The following is a 22,717-nucleotide window of genomic DNA, read 5'->3' as shown; positions in this document are numbered from 1 at the left end:
TGCGCTGTGCCAGCGAGGGTATTAGGTCACTTTCCTTGCGGCAGAAAGCGATTTACATCGCTCAGGGGAGAGGGGCCGACCACGAGATCTTCGTCCCTCCTGCCGCATTCGCGGGACCGATGGTCATGTGTCCGCCGTTCTCGTGTGCCCGTGACTGCATGTTCTTCAGCCCGCTCGTGGCCACCCCGTCCGGTATACCCACGCCGTCGTCGGTGATCTCGATGCCGAGGTTGTCGGCGACGTCGAACGCGACGACGAGCGTGTGGGCATGCGCGTGACGAACACAGTTGCTGATGGCCTCGCGTAGGACGGAGAGGGCATGTGTGGCGAGTGCGGGATCGACGACCGAGAGGGGACCGGTGACGCGTACCGACGTGCGCAGGTCGGTGCCTGCGGTCATTTCCTCGACGATGTCGTTGATCTGGCGTCTGAGCCCCAGTGTGGCGGCGTCCGGTGACTGGAGGTCGAAGATGGCCGATCTGATGTCGTGCACGGTGTCCTGCAGGTCGTCGATGGTGGTGGACAGGCGGGCCTGTATGGAGGGATCGGTTGACCGTTGAACGGTACTTTGAAGTGAGAGTCCGGCGGCAAAGATTCGCTGGATGACACGGTCGTGGAGGTCTCGGGCAATACGGTCGCGTTCGGCAAGAACATCCAGTTCGCGGAGTCTGCGCGAGTCGGTGGCCAGTCGAACAGCAACTGCGGCTTGGTCAGCGAACGAGGAGACCAGTTCGAGCTGGTCGTCCTCGAAGGGCGTTCTGGTGGATGCGCGAAGGACGACCAGTACTCCGGTAACTCGATCCGACGCCTGCAGCGGCGCGATGAGAGCGGGACCGTAGTTGGTCTGCACAGCCTCGGTGACGTTGTATTCGAGTCGGTCGACGCGGATGGACGTGCGACTGCGAAACGCCGTCCCCGATGTTGATCCATAGACTGGCAGCGCGAACCCGAGGACACCGTCCTCGGGTTCTGCCCGAGGAGCGGATGCGATCCCGATCACCAGTTCGGTGACGTCCTCGGGTGTCGCGTCCGGGTCGCTGGGTGTGGCGATGAACGCGAGATCGCCATCGGTCAGCTCTCGTGCCTTGTCGGCGACGGTTTGCAGGACCACGTCGGTGTCGGTGCCGCCGAGAAGTTCGGTGGCGATGTCCCTGGTGGCTTCGAGCCACGACTGACGGGTACGTGCCTCGTTGTACAAGCGTGCGTTTTCGATAGCGATGCCCGCCGCGGACGCCAACGCGACGATGAGAGCCTCATCGTCCTCGGTGAACGAGAGCCCGTTGTTCTTCTCGGTGAGATAGATGTTGCCGAAAACCTCGTCTCGCACGCGAATCGGGGCTCCGAGAAACGACGTCATCGGTGGGTGGCCGGGTGGGAATCCGATCGACGACGGGTGATCGGCAAGGCAGTCGAGACGGATGGCGCGTGGTTCGTCGATGAGCAGACCGAGAACTCCACCGCCGATCGGTAGGGGACCGATCCGTGCTGCGGTTTCGTCGTCGATCCCATGAACGATGAAGGCGCTCAGCTGGTGATTATTGTCGCGCACTCCGAGCGCCCCATACCGAGCGTCGACGAGCTCCACCGCCGAAACGACGATCGTGCGCAACGTTTCTTCCAGATCGAGCCCCTTGGACACCACGAGCATCGCATTCAGCAAGCCGTCGAAATGCTCTCGTGCGTCGACGATTTTGCCTATGCGTTCCTGAACTTCGCTCAGAAGTTCGCGTAGACGCAGTTGCGAGAGCGTGCCGCTCAGTTCATCGGAGGAGCTCAGTCCAGAATCGTTCGGGTTGCCGACCACGCGGACAGTATGCGCGCCATGTTCCTCCGACATCGGCGTACGCAGCTACGAATCCAGTTTGGACGCGTAGACCGCTGCCTGTGTACGCCGTTCCATGCCAAGTTTCGCGAGAAGGCGGGAGACGTAGTTCTTGACTGTTTTCTCCGCGAGAAACATCCGCCCGGCTATCTGACGGTTGGTCAGACCCTCGCCGAGCAAGGCCAGCAATGTCCGTTCCTGCTCGGTCAACGACGCGAGTGGTCCCGGCAGCGGGACATCCTGCGATGCCCGTAATTTCTCCATCAACACTGCCGCTGCGCGGTTGTCGAGCAGCGACTTGCCCTGACCCACGTCCTTGATGGCAGTGGTCAAGTCCATGCCGGTGATGTCCTTGACGATATAGCCTTTGGCGCCGGCGAGGATGGCGTCGAGCATTGCCTGGTCCTCGGTGTAGGACGTAAGCATCAGACAGCGAAGCTCGGGTTCGGCCGACATCAGTTCGCGACAGAGCTCGATGCCGTTACCGTCGGGTAGCTGTACGTCGAGTACCGCCACGTCGGGCCGTAGGGCCGGTATCCGCGCAAGGGCGTTGCTCACGGTTCCGGCTTCGCCGACTACGGTCAGTTCCGGGTCGGAGTCGATGAGATCGATGAGACCACGTCGGACTATTTCATGGTCGTCGACAAGGAAAACGGTGATCACGGCTATTCCTTACTGTCTCGGTATCGCCAGCATACTGTCGATGACCGTGTGAGCGGCCCGGTCCAAAGCCCTTCGAATCGAGGACGATCGGCCCTGCCGAACAGTGTCGCCGTACGGCGAGAGTAGACCCCGACAGCGTTATTGGATTCGCGTACAAGGGGTCTTCCATGGTTTCTCATCCAGATGCAGCGGTAGTGGAGATGCTCATCGAGCTCGCCTGCCGCGCGCCATCGGTGCACAACAGTCAACCGTGGAAGTGGAGTTACGTCGACGGGTACCTCGATCTCCACACGGACCGAACCAGGTTGCTCAACGCCATCGACCCCACCGGGCGCCAGCTCGTGATCAGTTGTGGTGCTGCGCTCGATCATTTGCAGCGTGCCGCGGTCACCTTCCGATGGTCCGTGGAGGTCGAAGAGCTTCCCACACCCGGCGCACCCGATCACCTGGCGCGCGTTCGTCTGGTGCACGGCGCCCACCCGCAGTCGCATGAGTTCGACGTGTTGACCGCAATCAATCGGCGACGCTCGGATCGACGACCGTTCACCCGAGTACCCGACCGACAAATTATCGGTGCAGCCACGCGCGCCGACGCTGCTCGGCGCGGTACGACGATCACCGTCCTGTCGCCGCAGTCACGGAAGATCCTTTCCACCGCATCGAGGTTGAGCGCAGGAGTGCGAAAGTACGACGCCACCTATCAGGCAGAACTTCGCTGGTGGGCCGGCCACTCGTTCGCTTCCGAGGGTATACCTGCGCGCGCTCTTGCCGATCAGCCGGAATCAGCGAATGTCGCTGTGGGAAGGAGTTTTCCGATGCCCCACGATGTCCGGAATCGACCGTCCACCGCTGATGCACCTGACGAATCGACCATCGTCCTGCTCAGCACGCAGTCCGATGAGCACCTCGACTGGCTGCACTGTGGACAGGTGCTCTCGTCGATTCTGCTCGACGCCACGGTCGATGGGTTGGCGACGTGCCCGCTCACGCACATGACCGAGCAGCCCGGCAGCCGAGCACTCGTCGAATCATTGGCCCCCCACAGCGGATTTCCGCAAGTTCTTGTCCGACTCGGTCTGGCACCTTCGGGGCGTGCACCCAAACCTACTCCACGGCAACCACTCTCCTCGATCCTCACGACCTCGTCATCCTCACCCCCTGCACATCCCACACCCTGAACATCCCATGAGAGGCCAGAGAGCGATGAACGACATCACTGAACCGACTGTCCCGATCCTCGTGTGCGTGGACGGTTCGGACGAAGCCCTTGCCGCGACGCGATGGGCAGCGGGCTACGCTGCGCGAATCCACGCGCCGCTGCGACTGGTACACACGGTTCCCGACGGAGATTGGTATGGATCGGCGGCGTTCGTCGACGGCGGCGCCTTGGAAGACGACCTGCGCCGGATCGGTGAGAATCATCTTGCCCTCGCTACGGACGCAGCTCACGCCGTCGCGCCGGACCAACTCGTCGAGACCGTGATCGCCGACGGAACCCTCTCCGACTTCGTTGCAACCACCTCGGCGAGCCTGATCGTGTTGGGTTCACGCAGACGGAGTGCCGCTCGTGATCTGCTGCTGGGAAGCAACACGATTGGCGTTCTCGAGCGTGCTACGGGCCCGGTGCTGATCTGCCGGCCCGGGTCCGAGCAAGCAGATGATCGACGGCCGATCGTGGTCGGTGTCGATGCGAGCACACAATCGGATCGGGCGCTGACCCTGGCCATGGACATCGCGCACACCTTCGGCCGTCCACTGGTCGCGGCGAATTACTGGGGTGTGGCCGCCCAGGCAGGCATCGGTCTCGGAGCCGGCTACATCGATTGGGAAAGAGTGCGTGCGGAGGAAAAGCGCTGGCTCGATGCGCACGTATCGGTTCTGCATGAAAAGTACCCTGATGTCCCGCTCACCACGATCAGCTCGGATCAGTCACCGGGGCGGGCCCTGACCGCCCTGTCCGCAGACGCCATGATCGTCGCGGTGGGCTCGCGCGGCCGCGGTGCATTCCTGGGGACGCTCCTTGGCTCGGTAAGCCAGAACCTGCTCCACCACGCCGAATGCTCGGTATTGATCGTGCGATGAAGTCGTGTTGCACAGGACCCAAGACCATGTCGTGAAGGTCCAAAGGCCCTGTGCAACAGGGTGCTATCGAATTCTAATGGAACTCGCACCCAGGCAAGGGCGCGATTCGGAACGAACATGGTTTCGTGACGAGCGAGCCGTGACCCGCACTCGAAAAAGGGGAGTACTCATGATTCTGGCAAACCATCAGCGAATAGTCGTGGGAGTAGACGGCTCGACGAGCAGTGCTCGAGCTGCGCAGTGGGCAGCGGCCACGGCTGCCCGCTTGAATTCACCGCTTCATGTCGTCAGCGCCGTGCAGGACCCGACCTTCTACATGGCGGAGTCCGCTCTCGTCGTCCCGGCAGAGGTATGGCAGCAGCAGCGGCGCACCGCCGAAGACATCGTGGACAACCTGGCTGCATCCATTCGCGAGAGCCACCCGGGCTTGGCGGTCAGTACCGGTGTCGACACGGCATCGGCGACCGACTTGCTCGTCGAGCTATCGCACACGTCTCGACTGCTTGTGGTCGGTAATTCCGGATCCGGATTGCTGATCTCGATTCTGCTCGGCAGCACAGCACGATACGTGATCGACCACGCGCGATGCCCGGTCGTGGTGTGGCGCGACACCCATGCGGCCGATCGATCCGATGAACCGGTGGTCGTGGGCGTCGACGGGAGTGCCACCAGCGAAGTTGCCGTCGAGAGTGCCTTCGACATCGCATCCCACCTCGGAGTACCACTGGTCGCCGTCCACGCCTGGGATGCGGTGTCCCGTACAGGCGGCGTTACTCTTCCCGGCCTGATCGACTGGCCCGCACTCGAACTGGAGGAGCGAGCTCTGCTGGCGGAGAGCCTCGCGGGATGGGCCGACAAGTATCCCGATGTAACGGTCGAACACGTGGTTCGGCAAGGTAGCGCGGCCCGCACCCTGGTCGAACTGTCCGCGAAGTCTCAGCTGGTCGTGGTCGGGAGCCACGGACGACGCGGTATCAAACGACTGATGCTGGGGTCGACGAGTAGCAATCTCGCTCATCACGGACGGTGCCCGGTGCTGATATGCCGGAACAGTGAGTAGCCACGAGAGCTGAACATAGCCGACCACGGTCACCCGCGTACTCACCTGGGGATCGTGGTCGGTGTCGTTCAGGCCGCAGGCACAATCATCGTCGGAATTTTCGTGTGATGCAGCACCGCGCGGCTCGTCGACCCCATCACCAGGGGCGGTATGGATCCACGGCTGCGGGCGCCGACCACCACCAACTGGGCGTCGTGGGAGCAACCCAACAGAGCACGCGATGGAAAGTCCTGCACGATCGTAGTAGACACCTGTACCGACGGGTACTTCTGCGCCCAGGACCCGACGCGTTCATCGAGCCACCTCTTCGTTGCTGCGGCCGGATCCATGTGCGGGGCGCGCTCGACGACTTCACTGAACACCGCACCAGCGTCTACTTGCTCGCATGCATGCACTACGTGGACTCCGACTCGAAGCCGCGCCGCTTGATCGAATGCGGCATGCAGTACCGCATCGTCGCGTGGTGAACGGTCGAGCCCGACGACGACCGGAGCATCAGCCGCGGTGTCGGCGGGTGTGTAGGTCTCGGGAACGACGACGATCGGGCACCGTGCGTTCGAGGCGACAACGGTGCTGACGGATCCGAACACTGCCCTGGCGAACCTGCCTTGGTCGTGTGAACCCAACACGATCAGTCGTGCGGTTACGGCATACTCGGTCAGTGCTTGTGTGGGACGCTCGGATTCGAGCACGGTCTCGATCGCCAGCGAATCGCGCGCGACGGACTGGGCAACGACTTGGGCCGTAGCCAGGGTCGACCTTGCTCGTGCGTGCGAGCTAGACGATCGCCCGCTGCGAAGGTTGACGGCGTCGGAGAGGGTCGTCCCGGACGCGACACCGGCGTGCATCAACACCAACGTGTGCCCCGATGCATCGGCGTATTCGGCAGCCCATCTGATTGCGCCCCGGGAGGACGCCGAACCATCGACTCCTACGACAATCGAGCTCGGATGTGTGATCTTCGGGTGTGTGATCTCTGCGTGCGTCATACGTTCGATCATGCTGCGGACAAGGCTGTATCGACAGGGCTGTTCAGTTCATAGCTGGCCGTCGAATGTCCCCATTGCCGGGGACTTTCGGCCCTGTGCGAGAGATCTGCTCCCCGGGCACGTAGGGCTGCACCAGTCAGCCACGCCGCGCTGTTGTCTCTGTCGGCAGTTGGGTGGCGCGGCGTGGCACGGCGTCGTAGGGCAATCGGGAAGGACAGACACGCTGATGAATTTCCGATGCCAACTCCGCGACCGCCTCGGTCAGTGCCGTATTCGCCTCGATCATCTCTTGCAGTGTCGCGGTGTTGGACAACGTGTGCACCGCTACTTCGCTGCTGACCGAGTCGGCTCTTTTGGCGGAAATGAGCAGTATCGCTCCTTGGAGGCCGGCGATCATGGACAGGAAGAGATTGAGAAGAATGAAGGGGTAGGGGTCGAAGCCGTCGCTTCCGTTGTATACAGCCCACACACCCATCGTGGTGAGGAAAGCGAACACGAACGGCCAGGAGCCCATGCCGTTGCGGACGTAGTCGGCGGCGCGTTCACCGACGCTGAGTGCGGTTCCTGTCCGAACGCCGGGATGTATTCTCCACCGGTTCATTTCGCACTTCGATCGCTCGACAGCGGTCGTTGTCGCGGCGCTCGGTGACCCGCGCGTGAGGGCGTCACGTCAGCGTGGATGTGGATGTGGATGTGGATGCGGCGAGCTGTGCACCGATGCCACGGGTCCACGCGTCGACGTCGGCGTGTGAGCGGTCGTCTCCGTCGCGGGCACGTATGAGCCGCACGACCACTCGCTCGCGGGCGGACAGTGTCGAGAGGTCGAGTTTCCCTCCGAACGTGCGGTGTTCGACCGCCCAGGACGCTTCATCCCACGACGATGTCGGCGACGAGGACCCACTCGCGCCGATCGGCCCGCTCGAGAACAGCCAGACGGGTCGTGTCTCGAGTTCGGCTTGCTCCCGGGTGACCAGGTTTCGCGCGCCCTTGAGCCAGCGTCCCATGTAGACGGCGCTGCCGATTATCACGGCGTCGTACTCTGCGATGCTCTCTACCTCGTCGACATCGCGCACGTCGATGACCGCGGCGATACCGGACCGGGTGAGTGTTTCGTTCAACGACTGCGAGATCCACTGTGCGATATCGCGAGTGGAGCCATGACGACTCGCGGTGGCGATCAGGATACGCATGTCGATTCTGCTTTCGTCGGAGAAGTGGGTGTTGTCGGGCTGTCGAGGCAAAGCCACGGCGCGGCGAGGTTCATTCGGCTACATGAACTAGGTTCTTCACGGTTTCGACGCCTCCCGCGCTGTGTGCTGCCCGGCCGATGGCGTTGCATTCGGCGACGGACCGCGCGGTCCCTGCGAGTACGACGTGCCCCGCTCCGTCGGCAGAGATGGAGATGCGGTCCATTTCGTCGGCGATGTCGCGCTCGAGTACTGCTTCGATGTGTCGGGCTATGTGCTCCACGGCAATTGACGGACTTACTTCGATGGAGTTGCGTACGCGTCGTACGCCCTGGACGGACGATGCCGCTTGTTCGGCTGCTCTACGTTGAAAATCCCAGGAAACGACGCCACCGAGAAAAACGCAACCGCGTGTGACGGTGGAGTGAACTGCGCCAGAGGGGATCTCCGCCGTCTCTGCCAGTACTGTCGCCAGGTCGTGGGCTATGTCAGTATCGCTGACGGGGAGGCTGTCACTCGCGATACCGATATCCTGCGCCACTGCGACGACGCCCGCGACTTTCCACGCCGCGCGCTCGGCGAGCGCGATCTGCGAGAAGTCCGCGACGCCCCCGGTCAGAGTGACGCTGCCGTCGGCGACAGCAATCCCGATATGCGTCCGGTCGAGGCCCGGCGTCCACTTCAATTCGAGCCGCACGCGATCTTTCAGCTCGGCATCGCTTGTCCGTGTCGTGTTCATGAAGCCAGCATCGAGCACGCCGCGCTGGATACACAGAGTCGTTGGTCCCACGAAGTCATCGGATCGAGCACAGTGTCGACCGAAACGGGCGCTGCAGCACGAGGACTCTTTCGAGACTTTCGGCCCTCCCAGGTGCCGTCACGACGGAGCAGTGTTGATGCGGTACCGATCCGCAATTCATGGGGAGTGAACATGGATACGAACACCACTGCTCATCGCAGGAAGCTGAGCGCACTGAAGGATGTTGCGGCAGAGGGCCTCCTGCTGGCCGGCGTCGCGGCTGTCGGTCTCAGCCTGACCGTGTCGGCGTCCGGTCGAACCGTGTGGGGTATCGCCGCCGGCGTCGTGGCGCTGGCCGCGTTCGTACTGGCCGTGGCTATTTTCCGCGCCGGACGGGGCGAGACGGCGGACGCGGTGAAACCTCCGGAGCCCGTGTCGGGCGATTCGGCGGTCAGACAGACCGAACGGGGGCACCTCGACACCGATGCGATCACCCTGGTTCTGCCCGACAGTGCGTCGCCTGTTGTCTTCCCCGTCACCACCGTGACGCGGAGCGGTGTGGTCGAGGCTGTGATCGTCGGGGAATACGGTCCGTCCGGTGGCACTGCCCCCGAGGGAAGTATGTTGAGATCCACTGTGTTGGGCCGATGGCCGCATGCTCGGGTGTTGGAGCGACGATCCACCGCCGACCGGGGTGCCGACCCTCGCGGTTACGAGGCGTTCTACGTCGAGTTGAGCGCCGACGGCACCCGGTGCGACGTCGACGACGAAGACGTCTTCGCGCTCGTGCGGTGATACCGGGCGGTCGCCACCGCCACGTGCCCATGTGGTGGTTGTGCGGCCTTTCACGAGATGTAGATCCGTTCTGCAGACCCCACCGTCGCAGGTCTCTTCCGAAGGCGCCGCAAGGGTCTTTCGTCCATACATTTCGGGACTTTGTGGAATCGCGGGCGCGAGCAGACGACAGCTACCGTGGTCTGACGGGCAGGGCGCGATCCGTTCCTCTGCGTACACGATCGGACAAACATGCTCTCCTACAGTCTCAACCATGAATGGCGGGGTCAGTGCCCGGAATGCCGCGGCGTCACACTCGGTGAGAACGTCATCGATACGGTGCGCGCCAGCGTGGTCGCCAACCGAATCTATGCGGTGTGCGGCACCTGCGGCTGGGAAGGGCAAGGTGCGCCATAACCCTCGATTCCTGCGGACCAGGTCGAATGCGAGCGTAGCGGCCGCCCTGCTACGCGAATGGCTGTTAACCTCGGGGTTCTGGGTCGGCCACGGTCGGCATTGCGCGAGGAGCGACCGATGGACTCGACAGAGGACGAGCGTCTTCGTCGAATCGTGGATTCCCTGCCGTCGTTGATCGGCTATTGGGATCGCGACTCGAGAAATGTCTTCGCCAATCACGCCTACCGTGAGTACTTCGGGCGGTCTCCCGAACAGATTCGTGGAATTCACATCAAGGAGTTGCTCGGGGACACCTTGTACGAAGCCAACCTTCCGTTCATCGAAGGGGTTCTCGCCGGCGACGAGCAGGTGTTCGACCGCACACTCACCGATGTGCACGGACGCTTTCGCTATACGCAGGCGTCGTACCCACCCGACTTCGTCGGCGGTGACGTTGTCGGCTTCTTCGTTCAAGTAGCCGATGTCAGCGAACGCGTTGTGGCCGAGAAGCAGCGCGACGATGCTATTCGACTGTTCGAGATCGCCATGGACAACGCACCGATAGGTAAAGCAGTCCTGACCGTGAACGGCAAATGGTTACGCGTGAACAGGGCGCTGTGTGATTTGACGGGATACAGCGCCGCCGAGTTGGAGGGGATGTCGTTTCGAGACATCAACCACCCTGCGGATCTTTCCGATGCAGATTCGGCTCTTGCAGCGCTGGTGACGGGAGCCTCGGAGAAGGTGTCGAGCGTCAAGAGATACGTTCGCAAAGACGGCTCCACAGTGTGGGTGCACCGCACTGCCGTACTGGTGCCAGGGGAGCAATACGGCGTCGACGACGTGGTGATTGCACAGATTCAAGACATCACCGCTCAGCGGGCGGCGGAAGAGGAATTGGCTCGCTTGGCTGTGACGGACGCGCTTACTGGCCTGGCCAACCGGCACGCCTTGATGCAGCGTATGCAGACGGAACAGAGCGAGTCCCGTGCGCTACGGGTGTTGTTCGTCGACCTCGACAAGTTCAAGGAAGTGAACGACGCGTTCGGGCACGCCGCGGGTGATGTCATCCTGGTCGAAGTCGCGAAGAGATTGACTGAGGCAGTAGGGAATTCGGGTCTTGCGTGCAGAATCGGAGGCGACGAATTCGTCGTGCTCGTCTTTCGGAACGAACTCGAGATGTCGGATCTAGCGGACGCAATCACACGGGCTGTCGACGGTGCGTACGCTGTCGACGGTAAACGTGTGTCTCTGTCCGCGTCGGTCGGCTGGTCGTGCGGCGAGGGAAATCCTGATCTGATTCTGGCGCAAGCCGACCGCCGCATGTACAGGGCCAAGGCTGCGAGCTCGTCCAATCGACGGCACGTGGATGGTAGCGGTCCCGCGTAGTTACGGAATCGGCACCGGACGTTCTCGCCGTCGCGGAAGGTCAGCTACGACGCTGGTCGGCGTGGAGCGTTCCGAGCAAGCTCAGTCTTTCGGCCGTCGCACTGCCGGGCGGCGCGCTGTAGACAACGAGTTGCTGGCCACGCGCGCCTCGTACGTCGAATGTGTGATAGTCGATGCTCAATTGTCCGACCTCGGGATGAACGAGTTGCTTTCTATCCCTTGTTTTCTCGCGAACCGTGGGTCGACGCCACAGTTCACCGAACTCTGCACTGGCCTCCAGGAGTCCGTCGATGACCTCTTTCAGTCTCGGATAGTCCGCGTTCGATCCGGTGGCATGACGCAGACTTGCGACTACGTTCTCGGCGGAGAGGGCCCATTGACCGTAGAACGAGCTTCCTGCCTGGTCGAGAAAAGTCATGTGCGCGAGGTTGTCCGCGTGCTCGAACGGTGAGAACAACGCCTCGCAGAGGGCGTTGGCCACGAGTATGTCCAGGGCCGGATTGAGAACGAATGCCGGCGTGTGAAGAAAACCGTGAAGCAGCTGGCGCAGCGAGGGATCGATGGTGTCGACGGGGAGTCGGCGCCGTCGGGTCGGTACCAGCCCGGTTAGTGCGTAAAGATGCTCTCGTGCTTCGTCATTGAGCTGCAATGCATCACAGAGCGCATCGAGGATCTGCGGCGACGGCCGGCGTTCTCGACCCTGCTCCAGTCTGGCGTAGTAGTCGGTGTTCATCCCGGCCAGGACCGCGACTTCCTCGCGTCGTAGCCCGGCCACACGTCGCCGGCCCATGGTCGTCAGACCTGCGTCTGCGGGTTGCACGCGTGAGCGCGCTGTTCGCAGGTACTCCCCGAGCGCAGAACCGGTCATCGATTCAGATTATGTGAAGGACGGCCCGCGTACCTGGGTACCTCATGCCCAGGCTCGAGCCGTCCTGGTGCCCCGCTCGTTCCACCGGCATCGTCGATCAGGTCAACGACACCTACCGGGAGAAGCACATGAAACAGCTGAAAAAGACCGTTCTCATCACCGGCGCCAGCAGCGGCATCGGGGAAGCAACCGCGCTACGTCTCGCAGCGGACGGTCACCGTGTCTACCTCGGTGCGCGGCGCACCGATCGGCTGGCGGTGTTGGCCGAAAGGATCACGGCCGATGGCGGAATCGCCGAGGTCCGGTCGCTCGATGTCACCGACGCCGCTGACACCGCGGCCTTCGTGGAGTCAGCGCGGGACCGCTTCGGCAGCGTCGATGTCATCGTCAACAATGCGGGTGTCATGCCGCTGTCCCCGCTGGCTGCGCTGAAGACCGACGAGTGGGATCGAATGATCGACGTCAACATTCGAGGAGTTCTTCACGGCATCGCCGCCGGATTACCGGTCATGCAGGAACAGGGCAGTGGACACATCGTCAACATCGCATCCGTCGGCGCGTGGGAGGTACCTGCGACGAGCGCTGTGTACAGCGCAACCAAGTTCGCCGTTCGCGCGATCACGGAGGGGTTGCGGATCGAAACCGACGGATCCATCCGCGTCACTCTGGTCTCGCCCGGTGTCACGGAATCCGAACTAGCCGAATCGATCTCCGACCAGGAGTCGCGAGAAGCCATGCGCACGTATCGCGCGGTCGCGCTCCCGGCATCGGCGATCGCCGGCGCTGTTGCCTACGCCATCTCGCAACCTGCTGAGGTGGACGTCAATTCGATCATCGTGCGTCCGACGGCAAGCATGCAATAGGCGACTGTCGACATCCAGCGGCTATTCGATGACGATGTCGACGCTGTCGGAAACGGGGACGGATTGGCACGCGAGCCGCATACCTTTGCCCAATTCGTAGTCGTCGAGCGTCTCGTTGACGCGCATGTGAACCTTGCCGCTTCTGAGAGTGAAAGCGCAAGCGCCGCAGGTACCTTCGCGGCACACGAACGGAGCGTCGATGCCCTGCGCGAGCATTGCGTCGAGTAGAACGGTGTCGGGCGGGCAATGGAAGGAGTGGTCCTCGCCTTCGACCTCCGCGGTGACGGGTGTGCCTGACCCTGGCTCGGCAGGACCGGGGGAGTGCACGGCGTGAAACGGGTTGGTCTGGATGGACGTGAAGATTTCGCGATGAATGTCGTCCGGGGACAGTCCTGCGGCGAGCAGAGCGCGGCGCGCTAGGTCCATGAACGGCGCAGGCCCGCAGAGATAGGCGTCGGCGCCGGGTTCGGTGGGGACGAGTTCGCGCACTCCGCTGTCGGTCGGCATACCGAGTTCGGATTCGAACCAGTGGCTCACCTTCAGGCGGGTCGGGTAGCGCTGCAGCAGATCGTTCAGGGTGTCGGCGAACATGACGGAATCCGGCGATCGGTTGGCGTAGATCAGAGTGACGGACTCGTCTTGAACCGCCAACGCAGTCTTGAGGATGGACATGATCGGGGTGATGCCGCTGCCGGCTGCAATGAGAACGAGAGGCCGATCCCATCTCGACGGCACGAAAGTGCCCGCAGGCGCAAGCGCCGAGAGGGTGAGACCGACTTCGGCGTTGTTGCACAACCAATTCGAGGCGTAGCCGCCTGACGTGCGTTTGACCGAGATTGCCGGGCGCGATTCGGTGTCCGGGCTGCTCGACAGCGAGTAACAACGTGCGACGGACATGTCCTGTTCGTGGGGGATCTCGAGCGTCAGGAATTGCCCGGGCCTGTAGTCGAACGCAGTGGTACCGACGGAAAAGACCAGGGTTACGGCGTCGGACGTCTCCTCGATGACCTCCTCGATCTTCAGGCGGAGGGTGCGCGCTCCGGTGGTGGCGGCGTCTACCGAATCGATCGTCACGACGGGTTCCTTTCGAGCGCGGGCGGGGTCGGTCACACGGCAAAGGCCGCGATCTGCCTGAAAAAATCCATTGCCGGATGTCTCACTGAACTATAGGCCATTGACAAATGGCACAATTAACGGTGATGCTTTCGTAATGACGACGACGTGGGTACCCCCACACCTGCCGACGCGTGGGTCGCGCCGCTCACGTTGTGCGGCGCGCATGACGGCACTGACGCTTCGCCCGATCGCGTCTCGGCTTCCGTCCAACCGGGCCGGGGTGCAGATAGCTCGGACTCTCGTCGAGGTCGCAATGCGTGCGGGCGGCGGCGTGGCACGTGGAACGGCGGTTACCGCGGTCGACGAAGACGGAGTCGTCGGCGAGTGGGTCGACGCCACCGGACGGGCGCAGCCGACCGAGGCGCCCGGCACAGAAGCCGGGGTGGTGCTGTATCTGCACGGCAGCGCGTACGCGATCTGCTCGGCTCGTACGCACCGCGGCCTCGCATCACGGCTGTCGCGTGACGCGGGCACGCCAGTGTTCGTCGTGGATTACCGACTAGCCCCAGAGTTTCCGTTTCCGGCAGCCGCCGACGATATCGAGCGGGCGTACCGATGGCTGCTCGATCAGGGTTACCAACCCGGCAGCATCGTTGTCGCCGGGGACTCCGCGGGCGGGCACCTCGCGCTCGACCTTGTCATCGACAACGCTCGACGGTCCGTACCGCAACCTGCCGCGGTGGTGCTCTTCTCCCCGCTCATCGACCTGACATTCGAGTTGGCCGAAGGACGTGAACGTGTACGGCGGGATCCGATGATCTCCGCTGCCGGTGCACGGTCGCTCACCGCGCTGTACACATCGAACGAGCAACCCGACATACCGCGTCTGCGACTTGCGGTCGAGGCCGGAACGCTACTGCCGCCTTTTCTCGTGCACGCGGGCGGGGCAGAGATGCTGGTCGCCGACGCCGAGTATCTGCGTGATCTCCTCGAAGCCAACGAAGGCACATGCACACTCGAAATCTGGCCCGACCAAATGCACGTCTTTCAAGCGCTTCCTCGGCTTTCCCCCGAGGCTGGCCCAGCGCTGCGCCGGGCAGCCCAGTTCATTCGCACCGAACTCGCCCACACCGCGCCGAAGCACTCCACCCCGTGACACGAATCGAGAAGCCATGTTCGGATTGAACTCGACCCCCAAACCGTCGTACGACGCCAACGCCGTCGTGACCGGCGCCGGCAGCGGTATCGGCCGTGCCTTCGCGCTCGAACTCGCCCGGCGCGGTGGCCGTGTCGTCTGCGCCGATATCTCACTCGAGCGCGCGCAGGAGACCGTCCGGCTTCTCGGCGACCGCGGCTATGCCGTGCAGTGCGATGTCGCCGTCCAATCGCAGGTCGAAGATCTCGCGCTGTTCGCCGAGCTCGAGTTCGGCGGCGCCCCCACCGTGGTCATCAACAACGCGGGCGTCGGCATCGGCGGTCAGCCGATCGGCAACGTCGGTCAGGAGGACTGGAACTGGGCGCTGGGCATCAATCTGTGGGGCGTCATCCACGGATGCGAGACGTTTGTTCCCCAGATGCGGGCAGCAGGACGGGGCGGGATCATCAACGTCGCCTCGGCCGCCGGATTCGCGGCGGCACCGACCATGGGCCCCTACAACGTCGGCAAGGCCGGCGTCATGTCCCTCTCGGAGACGTTGGCCGCCGAACTGTCGGGAACCGGACTGCGCGTGAGCGTGCTGTGCCCGACGTTCGTCAAAACCAACGTCGCCGTCGACGGCCGCATCACCGCGCAATCGTCACAGCTTGCGCAAAACCTCATGCGGTGGACCGGATTTTCACCCGAACGCGTCGCTGCATCGACTCTCGACGCGTTCGACAAAGGTCGTCTCTATGTCGTCCCGCAGCTCGACGCCAAGGCCATCTGGCTCGCCAAGCGTCTCGCTCCGACCCTCTACACCCGCGGCGCGGGCCTGCTCAACCGCCTCATGCCGAACGAGCCTGCTCCACAGACAATCTCCGTATCTTCTTCGACGACAGGAAAGTGACGATGACCGAGAACTTCGATTTCGATGCCATGTTGACCAAAATCAAGGATCGTCAGTGGTCTCTCGCCGACATCGACTGGGACGCACCCGGTGCCGAGTTGATCAGCCCGCAGCTGCACGCCAAACTCAAGCCCTTCATGTCCGACCTGATGTGGATCGAGAACGTCGGTGCTCGCGGCTTCGCCGCCATGGCCCGAAAGGCCCCCACCGAGACACTTCGTGACATCTACCGCCACTTTCATGCCGAAGAGCAAAAGCACGCGAACGCCGAGTTGGCGCTGATGCGGCGGTGGGGGATGCTCGAGAACGACGAAATTCCACAGCCGAACGTCAACGTCAAACTCATCATCGATTGGCTGGACAAATACTCCGACCAGACCTCACTCGCGGTGCTGGGCACCGTCATTCCAATGCTCGAAGTCGCCCTCGACGGCGCCTTGGTGAAGTTCATCGTCGACGAAATCGACGACCCGGTCTGCCAGGAAGTGTTCAAACGTATCAACGCCGACGAATCACGGCACCTGGCAGTCGATTTCGAGGTCATCGAACTTCTCGGTCACGCGAAGATGCGTAAGATCATCGTCGAAACCGTCGGCGCGTGGATGAACCCGTCGCTGATCATCGGCACGCTGCGATACATCCCGTTGCTGAACAAGATGCGCGACAACATCGTCGATATGGGTGTCGACGAGGAGCGTCTCTACACCGCCATGAAGCGGTTCAAGAAGGTCGGTGAGCGCAGCCCATTCCCGAAGCGCCTGCCCATGTACCGCTTCATCAGCTGGCACGGATCGGTTGTCATCGATCGCGCTCATCCCTATCACCGCTTCGCGGACTCGATGGTCAAGTTGACCGCGAAGTACCCCAAACGTCTGCTCCGCGGCCAGCCCACCTGGTCGAAGGAACTCACCTACGAGCCCGTCGCATGAGCGGCCGTGAGGTGTTGGACGTCGCGGTCATCGGCGGCGGGTTCGCCGGAATCGGTGCTGCTGTCCAGTTGACGCAGCGCGGCATACGAGACATTGCCATCCTCGAACGTGGCACGCGCGCAGGGGGCACGTGGCGCGACAACACCTATCCCGGTGCAGCGTGCGACATTCCGTCACGGCTCTACTCCTACAGTTTCGCGCCGAACCCGGACTGGTCGCACACCTACTCCGGCAGCGCAGAAATACTCGGATACGTCGACTCGATGGTCGACAAGTTCGAGCTGGGTCGCTATTTCAGGTTCGAGCACAACGTCGCGAACCTTGCCTGGCACGAAGAGTCATCGCTGTGGGAGATCACGATCGACGACCGCGAACCGGTCTTCGCCCGTAGCGTCGTCATGGCGTCGGGCCCCCTCGCCAATGTCAGCCTGCCGAAAATTCGCGGTATCGAGACTTACGAGGGCGAGAAGATCCACAGTGCCCGGTGGAACCACGACTACGACTTCGCGGGCAAGAAAGTGGCCGTCGTCGGAACCGGTGCCAGCGGGGTACAGATCGTGCCGGAGCTGGTGCGTGTCGCGGACTCGGTCAAAGTCTTCCAGCGCACACCAGGGTGGGTGCTCCCGCGCAGCAACTTCAGCACACGCAAGGCCACGCGTGAGGTCTATCGACGACTCCCGTTCACCCAGACTCTGGCCCGTAAGGCCTGGTTCTGGGGCCACGAGTCGGTCGCCTTGGGTGTGGTGTGGAAGTCACCGCTGACCCGCGTGGTCGAAGGCGTGTCCAAGCTGCATCTACGCAGCCAAGTGCGCGACCCGTGGTTGCGCCGTCAGCTCACACCCGAGTTCAGGGCCGGATGCAAACGACTGCTGATGACCAGCCAGTACTACCCGGCGCTGCAGAAGGACAACTGCACCCTGGTCACTTGGCCCATCGCCAATATCTCCCCGAAGGGGATCCGGACGGTCGAGGGCATCGAGCACCAATTCGACGCCATCGTGTTCGCGACGGGATTCGACGTGTCCAAAGCCGGCACGCCCATCCCGATCACCGGACGCGACGGACGCGTTCTGTCTGAGGAGTGGAGCAAAGGCGCGTACGCCTACAAGTCCGTCGCGGTGTCCGGGTACCCGAACATGTACTTCACGTTCGGGCCGAATTCCGGACCCGGCCACAGTTCGGCGCTGGTCTACATGGAGGCACAGATCGACTACATCGTCGATGCCATCGCCACCGCAGTGAACCAGAACTTCGTCCTCGACGTCCGCGCGGACGTGCAGGCGCAGTACAACGACGAACTGCAGAAGCGGCTGACCAAGACGACGTGGAACTCCGGATGCTCGAGCTGGTACCTCACCGAAGACGGGTTCAACGCCACCATGTATCCCGGCTTCGCGACGCAGTACGTCAAGCAACTCGAGACGGTGGAACTCCCGGACTACTCGGTCACCACCGCGAACGTCGCGATCGCCGTCGACGACCTCGTCGCCGGCTCTGTCTGATCGCGCGCGTACGGGCGTACCGCGAGCCAGGACTGCTCCCGCCCCCGCAGAAGCGGGGGCGGGTCGGCGTGTGCGACGACTCGCACCTCACGAACCGGCCAGTGCCGCGACGATGACATCGGCCAAACGATCGAGATAATCACTGTCCACGTCTGCTCCCCTGACGGTCGACCGCCAGTACACCGGCCCTGCTACCAGATCCAGGGCCAACTCGAAGTCCATGTCCTCCGGTAGTTCACCTCGTTCAACCGCGCGCTGGAAGATCTGAACCGAACGCTCCCTACGCGGAATGCCGATCATCTGCTTGTGAAGTTCACCGAGACGAGGGTTGCGGGCAGACTCGGCGACCAGGTCGGGGAGGATTTTGGAAAAGCGCGGTTCGTCGATCCAGTCGACGAATCCGCTGAGCGTCGCTCTCAGATCGCCTCGGAACGTACCGGTATCCGGTGCCTCCGAAACCCCGACGCTGAACTCGGACAGCACGGCGACCACCATCTCCTCCTTCGACGGCCATCTGCGATACAGAGCGCTCTTTCCTACGCGCGCTCGCTTCGCCACGCGCTCCATCGACAAACGGCCGTAACCTGTCTCAGAAAACTCGTCGAGTACTGCCTCGACGATCGAACGCGTAACTGTCGACTGAAGTACAGCCGCACCGGTCGGTCTTCCTGGACTCATGAGCCCTATCCTACCCAGTGGACGGGACGGTACCGTCTCGCGTACGTCGGGCGAGACGGTACCGTATCGTCCACCTGAGGAGGAAGCATGAACGAACACATCGTGGACCGCGCACTCCGACTTCTTCTGAGCCACGACATGGAAGGATTTTCGGACCTCTGGGCTCCGGATGGGGTCATCGAATTTCCCTTCGCTGCAGTCGGTTACCCCTCGCGGATCGTGGGCCGAGAAGCGATCCGCCAATACATGAGCGGGTACAGCGACATTCTCGACGTTCGAGAACTCACGTCGAAAACGATTCACGCAACGGCAGATCCAGACGTTACTGTCGCTGAATTCGAGCTTGCGGGCATCGCTCCCAAGACGGGAAAGCCCTACTCGATGAGGTATGTCGCCATCATCACGACAGACGGGAGTCAAATTAGAAACTACCGCGACTATTGGAGTCCGTTGGCGGCGGCGGAAGCGATCGGCACGACGAGTGAACTCACAGCTTTCGGCGGGGGTGCGGCGTGATACTCGTTCTCGGCTCGACCGGTACGACAGGAAGTCGCGTCGCTCAGGCGCTCGACGCGCGCAACGTTGAAACCCGTCTCGCTACACGGCATCCGGTATCACCCAACGACGTATTCTTCGACTGGGGCGATGTCGACAGTCACGCGCAAGCGCTTCATGACGTCACCGGGGTCTATGTCGTCGCACCCGTAGGCTCGGCCGACCCATTGCCGGTCGTCGCGCACTTCCTCGAACTTGCTGTGCAACAGGGTATTCGGCGATTCGTTGCACTGAGTTCCTCTGCCTTGGATCGGGGTACGCCGGGCCTCGGCGAGATCCACGACGCGGTCGCGTCGATGGTTCCAGAATGGGCCGTCCTCCGCCCGTCGTGGTTCATGCAGAACTTCGTCGGACGTACCCCTCTCGCCGATGGTGTTCGAGACGGCGAAATAGTCAGCGCAACCGGGGAGGGGCGAGTCGCGTTCGTCGACGCGCTGGATATCGCAGCCGTCGCTGCGCACGCCTTGACGGACCCCGAACCGCACAACACCGATCACATAGTCACCGGGCCGACACCTCTCAGCTACGGAGATGCGGCCGCACTCATATCCGCACGGACTCGTACCGAAATCTCACACCGTTCGATCACTGTCGACGAACTGGCACAACGCTACATCGAACACGGCCTCCCGGCTGATTTCGCAGGGATTCTCGCCGCCATGGACGCAGACATCTCCCGGGGCGCCGAGGATCGGGCAACCGACGTCGTCGAGCGAGTTACCGGGCAACCGGCACGGACGTTCGAGGCCTTCGTGAAGGCTCATTTCGCGACGATCCCGTCGGGGAACTGACTCACCCTATCTCCGATTTCGACGTCTCCCTCAACCGGTGGCGGCCTCGTCCATCGCCGCGGCGATGCATCTTCGAAGATGTCGATCCTGGCATCCCCACAGGTCGGTTCCACGTTCAGTCCACCGGTTTGGCGCTGCCGGCGATCGGCAGCTTGGGAGTGCGCGGGCGTGCGAGTGGTGGACGCCCGCTGATCCGCACTCGATCGATGAAGTGGCGGATCGGCTATGCCGAATTCGCCGTCGATGTCCCAGGGCCGGACCACAGAGCGGACCGCAACGTTTCTCGGAATCGCGTGGTGCTTGTGCAATGTGCGATGTGCATATGGCACAACGACCTTTGCACATCGTTTCGCAGCACCTTACGAAAGGACTCCTAGTGAGATTGATCGGCGGACGATATGCCCTCGTCATCGCGACGATATCCGCGGTTGTAGCAGCCAGTAGCGGCTGCGCAACCAATGACAGCACCTCGGACATTTCGGAGGCAACTTCGGACTCACGGTCGATAACCGTCGATGCGCCGGCCGGCGTCGTCGAGGGCGTGGCCTCTGACACGGGCAGCGAGTTTCTCGGGATTCCTTACGCGCAAGCGCCAATCGGTGATCTCAGGTGGCAACCGCCTGTGCCGGCAGCCCCGTGGGATGGTGTTCGTGACGCAACAGAGTTCGGTCCAACGTGTGCTCAGGCAGCGAAAGGCGGGGCGGACGCCATCGACAACGAAGACTGCCTCAGCCTCAACGTCTACACACCCTCGGGCGAATCGACGGAGCCGCGGCCGGTCATGTTCTGGATTCACGGTGGCGGGTTCACCTCGGGATCGGGAGATCAATACGACGGGTCTGCCCTGGCAGAAACCAACGACCTGGTGGTTGTCACGATCAACTACAGGTTGGGGTTTCTAGGATTTCTGGATGTTCCAGGTATGACTGGTGGCGAACGGAACTTCGGTCTACTCGATCAACAAGCTGCCATGCGTTGGACGCGGGACAACATTGCTGCGTTCGGCGGTGACCCGAATCGCGTGACCATTTTCGGAAGTTCCGCGGGCGGACACTCCGTGTGTGCGCATCTGGCCTCACCATCGGCAGTCGGTTTGTTCCAAGGCGCGATAATACAAAGCGGTGGATGCCCGAGTCATTCCCGAGACGAAGCCATGACGGACGGCAAGAACTTCGCAGCTGAGAGCGGCTGCGCCGATATCGACGCCGTGATCAGTTGTCTCCGAACGAAAACCGGAGAACAGCTTACCGCCGCGAGCGCGAAGTTCAGTGGCATCTTGACGGGTCCTCTGCCCATCGCTGGAACCCCCGAGCTACCTGTCCCGCCGAGTGACGCTGTGCGCTCGGGGAACTTCAACAATATTCCGATCCTCATCGGTTCGACACGTAATGAAACCCGTTCGTGGGCAAAGCCGTTCGCTGACGCGAACAAGCAGATGTACGAAATGGAGATCCGCAAGGAGTTCGGCCCGAATGCCGACGAAGTTCTAGCGCGATACCCGTACGACTCGTACCCCAGTACGAATGCAGCGACGTACGCATTGGGTGACGTGTGGACCGACAGTGGAGTGTTCTATGGGCTCGGCGGGTGTCAAGACCGGGAGCTCGCCCGCCGTATATCCGAGTATCAGCCACAGACGTACTCGTATCGGTTCGACGGCGAAAATACTCCGCTCGACGACGCGGCTGACCTCATCGTCGGATCGGCCCACTCGTCGGAAAAGCCCTACCTGTGGCCGAGCGAAAAGACCGAAGCATTCACTGACGACAAGCGTGAACTCTCACACGACATGATGAGGTACTGGGGAGCGTTCGCAGCCAACTCCGACCCGAACGTCGCAGGACAGGCCCCGTGGACCGCGACATCGAACGGAAGTGTCATGTCACTGCATGGCAACGACTCCGGTGTGATCAGTGACGCTCAGTTCACCGAAGATCACCACTGCGATCTGTGGGACCGTATCGAATACCCCTGGTTGACTTACAATCCGGCGCCGTGAGGGATACCTGATCCCAGGTCGGCATCCATCTCGATGCCTTGTCTGCGGGATCGTTTGCCCGAATGCACCGTCCTGCATCGCCGGGAGGCGGAGTGAGCGGGGACCATTCGCGTTCCGAACCGAGAACGCCCGCACGGCCACCGACAGGCGTCCGTGCGGGTGAGTGGTGTCCCGTCTGCTGAGCAGTTCGCTGAGCTTGAAGCGATTCGAGGTGACCAGAAACAATGCGGACGCCAATATCCCGACGAGGCAGGCGAGGAGAAACCCCGACGTAATCGAAACCCACAAAGCTTCCACCGCACGTGCTCCGATGAACCTCGTATCCAGGAT

General features: G+C 62.5%; 22 protein-coding genes. 13 read left to right on the top strand and 9 right to left on the bottom strand.

Annotated features, from left to right (window positions below):
• Positions 1-61 precede the first annotated feature (61 nt).
• Positions 62-1,837: a sensor histidine kinase gene (locus tag D8W71_RS01925; RefSeq protein WP_121110529.1), complete on the bottom strand. Its 1,776-nt coding sequence runs from the start codon at positions 1,835-1,837 to the stop codon at positions 62-64.
• 12 nt (positions 1,838-1,849) lie between these two features.
• The gene (locus D8W71_RS01920; RefSeq protein WP_121110520.1) at positions 1,850-2,485 is read right to left on the bottom strand and encodes a response regulator; all 636 of its coding nucleotides are present in this window, start codon (positions 2,483-2,485) and stop codon (positions 1,850-1,852) included.
• Between the two features lie 167 nt (positions 2,486-2,652).
• Here D8W71_RS01920 and D8W71_RS01915 point away from each other — a divergent pair, with 167 nt between their 5' ends.
• The 3 genes from D8W71_RS01915 (at position 2,653) to D8W71_RS01905 (ending at position 5,627) form a co-directional block, all read left to right on the top strand.
• Positions 2,653-3,663 (top strand): Acg family FMN-binding oxidoreductase, encoded by a 1,011-nt coding sequence (locus tag D8W71_RS01915; RefSeq protein WP_121110518.1) that lies wholly within the window; start codon positions 2,653-2,655, stop codon positions 3,661-3,663.
• Between the two features lie 25 nt (positions 3,664-3,688).
• Entirely contained in the window at positions 3,689-4,567 is an 879-nt protein-coding gene (locus tag D8W71_RS01910) for a universal stress protein (RefSeq protein WP_161965384.1), read from the top strand.
• Between the two features lie 169 nt (positions 4,568-4,736).
• Positions 4,737-5,627 (top strand): universal stress protein, encoded by an 891-nt coding sequence (locus D8W71_RS01905; protein WP_121110514.1) that lies wholly within the window; start codon positions 4,737-4,739, stop codon positions 5,625-5,627.
• Positions 5,628-5,695: 68 nt separating this feature from the next.
• On the opposite strand, the gene D8W71_RS01900 is transcribed toward D8W71_RS01905, so the two are convergent.
• The 4 genes from D8W71_RS01900 to D8W71_RS01885 all read right to left on the bottom strand — a co-directional run bounded on the left by D8W71_RS01900 (position 5,696) and on the right by D8W71_RS01885 (position 8,542).
• The gene (locus D8W71_RS01900; RefSeq protein WP_161965383.1) at positions 5,696-6,616 is read right to left on the bottom strand and encodes a universal stress protein; all 921 of its coding nucleotides are present in this window, start codon (positions 6,614-6,616) and stop codon (positions 5,696-5,698) included.
• A gap of 136 nt (positions 6,617-6,752) precedes the next feature.
• On the bottom strand, positions 6,753-7,217 hold the full coding sequence (locus D8W71_RS01895; protein WP_121110510.1) for a DUF1003 domain-containing protein: 465 nt from the start codon (positions 7,215-7,217) through the stop codon (positions 6,753-6,755).
• A 64-nt stretch (positions 7,218-7,281) separates the two neighbouring features.
• Positions 7,282-7,806: a flavodoxin domain-containing protein gene (locus D8W71_RS01890; RefSeq protein ID WP_121118398.1), complete on the bottom strand. Its 525-nt coding sequence runs from the start codon at positions 7,804-7,806 to the stop codon at positions 7,282-7,284.
• A 70-nt stretch (positions 7,807-7,876) separates the two neighbouring features.
• Positions 7,877-8,542, bottom strand: coding sequence for a BON domain-containing protein (locus tag D8W71_RS01885; RefSeq protein WP_153275286.1), 666 nt, complete (start codon positions 8,540-8,542; stop codon positions 7,877-7,879).
• A gap of 192 nt (positions 8,543-8,734) precedes the next feature.
• Between D8W71_RS01885 and D8W71_RS01880 the strand changes: the two genes are divergently transcribed.
• Together D8W71_RS01880 and D8W71_RS01875 are read left to right on the top strand one after the other, a co-directional pair.
• Positions 8,735-9,337 carry a hypothetical protein gene (locus D8W71_RS01880; RefSeq protein WP_121110506.1) on the top strand — a complete coding sequence of 201 codons (603 nt, stop codon included), beginning with the start codon at positions 8,735-8,737 and terminating at the stop codon, positions 9,335-9,337.
• A gap of 513 nt (positions 9,338-9,850) precedes the next feature.
• Positions 9,851-11,101 carry a GGDEF domain-containing protein gene (locus D8W71_RS01875; protein WP_161965382.1) on the top strand — a complete coding sequence of 417 codons (1,251 nt, stop codon included), beginning with the start codon at positions 9,851-9,853 and terminating at the stop codon, positions 11,099-11,101.
• A gap of 40 nt (positions 11,102-11,141) precedes the next feature.
• On the opposite strand, the gene D8W71_RS01870 is transcribed toward D8W71_RS01875, so the two are convergent.
• On the bottom strand, positions 11,142-11,969 hold the full coding sequence (locus tag D8W71_RS01870; protein WP_121110502.1) for a helix-turn-helix transcriptional regulator: 828 nt from the start codon (positions 11,967-11,969) through the stop codon (positions 11,142-11,144).
• Positions 11,970-12,097: 128 nt separating this feature from the next.
• On the opposite strand from D8W71_RS01870, the gene D8W71_RS01865 reads away from it, so the two are divergent.
• Positions 12,098-12,832, top strand: coding sequence for an SDR family oxidoreductase (locus D8W71_RS01865; protein WP_121118396.1), 735 nt, complete (start codon positions 12,098-12,100; stop codon positions 12,830-12,832).
• Between the two features lie 21 nt (positions 12,833-12,853).
• Here the strand turns inward: D8W71_RS01865 and D8W71_RS01860 are convergent, their stop codons facing one another.
• Positions 12,854-13,900 (bottom strand): ferredoxin--NADP reductase, encoded by a 1,047-nt coding sequence (locus D8W71_RS01860; protein ID WP_236077884.1) that lies wholly within the window; start codon positions 13,898-13,900, stop codon positions 12,854-12,856.
• Positions 13,901-14,111: 211 nt separating this feature from the next.
• Between D8W71_RS01860 and D8W71_RS01855 the strand changes: the two genes are divergently transcribed.
• The 4 genes from D8W71_RS01855 to D8W71_RS01840 are packed head-to-tail and all read left to right on the top strand — an operon-like array spanning position 14,112 to position 18,364.
• Entirely contained in the window at positions 14,112-15,044 is a 933-nt protein-coding gene (locus tag D8W71_RS01855; protein ID WP_236077667.1) for an alpha/beta hydrolase, read from the top strand.
• 16 nt (positions 15,045-15,060) lie between these two features.
• The gene (locus D8W71_RS01850) at positions 15,061-15,933 is read left to right on the top strand and encodes an SDR family NAD(P)-dependent oxidoreductase (RefSeq protein ID WP_121110498.1); all 873 of its coding nucleotides are present in this window, start codon (positions 15,061-15,063) and stop codon (positions 15,931-15,933) included.
• Positions 15,934-15,935: 2 nt separating this feature from the next.
• Positions 15,936-16,862 (top strand): ferritin-like domain-containing protein, encoded by a 927-nt coding sequence (locus tag D8W71_RS01845; protein ID WP_121110496.1) that lies wholly within the window; start codon positions 15,936-15,938, stop codon positions 16,860-16,862.
• Positions 16,859-18,364, top strand: a complete 1,506-nt coding sequence (locus D8W71_RS01840; RefSeq protein ID WP_121110494.1) for a flavin-containing monooxygenase — start codon at positions 16,859-16,861, stop codon at positions 18,362-18,364. The genes D8W71_RS01845 and D8W71_RS01840 overlap by 4 nt, the downstream gene beginning before the upstream one ends.
• Positions 18,365-18,451: 87 nt before the next feature.
• Here the strand turns inward: D8W71_RS01840 and D8W71_RS01830 are convergent, their stop codons facing one another.
• Positions 18,452-19,042, bottom strand: coding sequence for a TetR/AcrR family transcriptional regulator (locus tag D8W71_RS01830; RefSeq protein ID WP_121110492.1), 591 nt, complete (start codon positions 19,040-19,042; stop codon positions 18,452-18,454).
• A gap of 87 nt (positions 19,043-19,129) precedes the next feature.
• Between D8W71_RS01830 and D8W71_RS01825 the strand changes: the two genes are divergently transcribed.
• The 3 genes from D8W71_RS01825 to D8W71_RS01815 all read left to right on the top strand — a co-directional run bounded on the left by D8W71_RS01825 (position 19,130) and on the right by D8W71_RS01815 (position 22,387).
• The gene (locus D8W71_RS01825) at positions 19,130-19,558 is read left to right on the top strand and encodes a nuclear transport factor 2 family protein (protein ID WP_121110490.1); all 429 of its coding nucleotides are present in this window, start codon (positions 19,130-19,132) and stop codon (positions 19,556-19,558) included.
• Entirely contained in the window at positions 19,555-20,388 is an 834-nt protein-coding gene (locus D8W71_RS01820; protein WP_121110488.1) for an NmrA family NAD(P)-binding protein, read from the top strand. The genes D8W71_RS01825 and D8W71_RS01820 overlap by 4 nt, the downstream gene beginning before the upstream one ends.
• A gap of 382 nt (positions 20,389-20,770) precedes the next feature.
• Complete coding sequence (locus tag D8W71_RS01815) at positions 20,771-22,387, top strand: carboxylesterase/lipase family protein (RefSeq protein ID WP_161965381.1); 1,617 nt, start codon at positions 20,771-20,773, stop codon at positions 22,385-22,387.
• The last annotated feature ends 330 nt before the right edge of the window (positions 22,388-22,717 follow it).

It is taken from the genome of Rhodococcus sp. P1Y (assembly GCF_003641205.1).
Taxonomy (GTDB): domain Bacteria; phylum Actinomycetota; class Actinomycetes; order Mycobacteriales; family Mycobacteriaceae; genus Rhodococcoides.
The sequence above is the reverse complement of the archived record's forward strand: the minus strand, read 5'-3'. Positions and strand labels throughout refer to the sequence as shown.

Excerpts from the sequence above, each read along its gene's own strand:
- D8W71_RS01925 (WP_121110529.1), bottom strand. The coding sequence starts at position 1,837 with ATGTCGGAGGAACATGGCGCGCATACTGTCCGCGTGGTCGGCAACCCG.
- D8W71_RS01915 (WP_121110518.1), top strand. The coding sequence starts at position 2,653 with ATGGTTTCTCATCCAGATGCAGCGGTAGTGGAGATGCTCATCGAGCTC.
- D8W71_RS01910 (WP_161965384.1), top strand. The coding sequence starts at position 3,689 with ATGAACGACATCACTGAACCGACTGTCCCGATCCTCGTGTGCGTGGAC.
- D8W71_RS01905 (WP_121110514.1), top strand. The coding sequence starts at position 4,737 with ATGATTCTGGCAAACCATCAGCGAATAGTCGTGGGAGTAGACGGCTCG.
- D8W71_RS01900 (WP_161965383.1), bottom strand. The coding sequence starts at position 6,616 with ATGACGCACGCAGAGATCACACACCCGAAGATCACACATCCGAGCTCG.
- D8W71_RS01895 (WP_121110510.1), bottom strand. The coding sequence starts at position 7,217 with ATGAACCGGTGGAGAATACATCCCGGCGTTCGGACAGGAACCGCACTC.
- D8W71_RS01890 (WP_121118398.1), bottom strand. The coding sequence starts at position 7,806 with ATGCGTATCCTGATCGCCACCGCGAGTCGTCATGGCTCCACTCGCGAT.
- D8W71_RS01885 (WP_153275286.1), bottom strand. The coding sequence starts at position 8,542 with ATGAACACGACACGGACAAGCGATGCCGAGCTGAAAGATCGCGTGCGG.
- D8W71_RS01880 (WP_121110506.1), top strand. The coding sequence starts at position 8,735 with ATGGATACGAACACCACTGCTCATCGCAGGAAGCTGAGCGCACTGAAG.
- D8W71_RS01875 (WP_161965382.1), top strand. The coding sequence starts at position 9,851 with ATGGACTCGACAGAGGACGAGCGTCTTCGTCGAATCGTGGATTCCCTG.
- D8W71_RS01870 (WP_121110502.1), bottom strand. The coding sequence starts at position 11,969 with ATGACCGGTTCTGCGCTCGGGGAGTACCTGCGAACAGCGCGCTCACGC.
- D8W71_RS01865 (WP_121118396.1), top strand. The coding sequence starts at position 12,098 with ATGAAACAGCTGAAAAAGACCGTTCTCATCACCGGCGCCAGCAGCGGC.
- D8W71_RS01855 (WP_236077667.1), top strand. The coding sequence starts at position 14,112 with ATGACGGCACTGACGCTTCGCCCGATCGCGTCTCGGCTTCCGTCCAAC.
- D8W71_RS01850 (WP_121110498.1), top strand. The coding sequence starts at position 15,061 with ATGTTCGGATTGAACTCGACCCCCAAACCGTCGTACGACGCCAACGCC.
- D8W71_RS01845 (WP_121110496.1), top strand. The coding sequence starts at position 15,936 with ATGACCGAGAACTTCGATTTCGATGCCATGTTGACCAAAATCAAGGAT.
- D8W71_RS01840 (WP_121110494.1), top strand. The coding sequence starts at position 16,859 with ATGAGCGGCCGTGAGGTGTTGGACGTCGCGGTCATCGGCGGCGGGTTC.
- D8W71_RS01830 (WP_121110492.1), bottom strand. The coding sequence starts at position 19,042 with ATGAGTCCAGGAAGACCGACCGGTGCGGCTGTACTTCAGTCGACAGTT.
- D8W71_RS01825 (WP_121110490.1), top strand. The coding sequence starts at position 19,130 with ATGAACGAACACATCGTGGACCGCGCACTCCGACTTCTTCTGAGCCAC.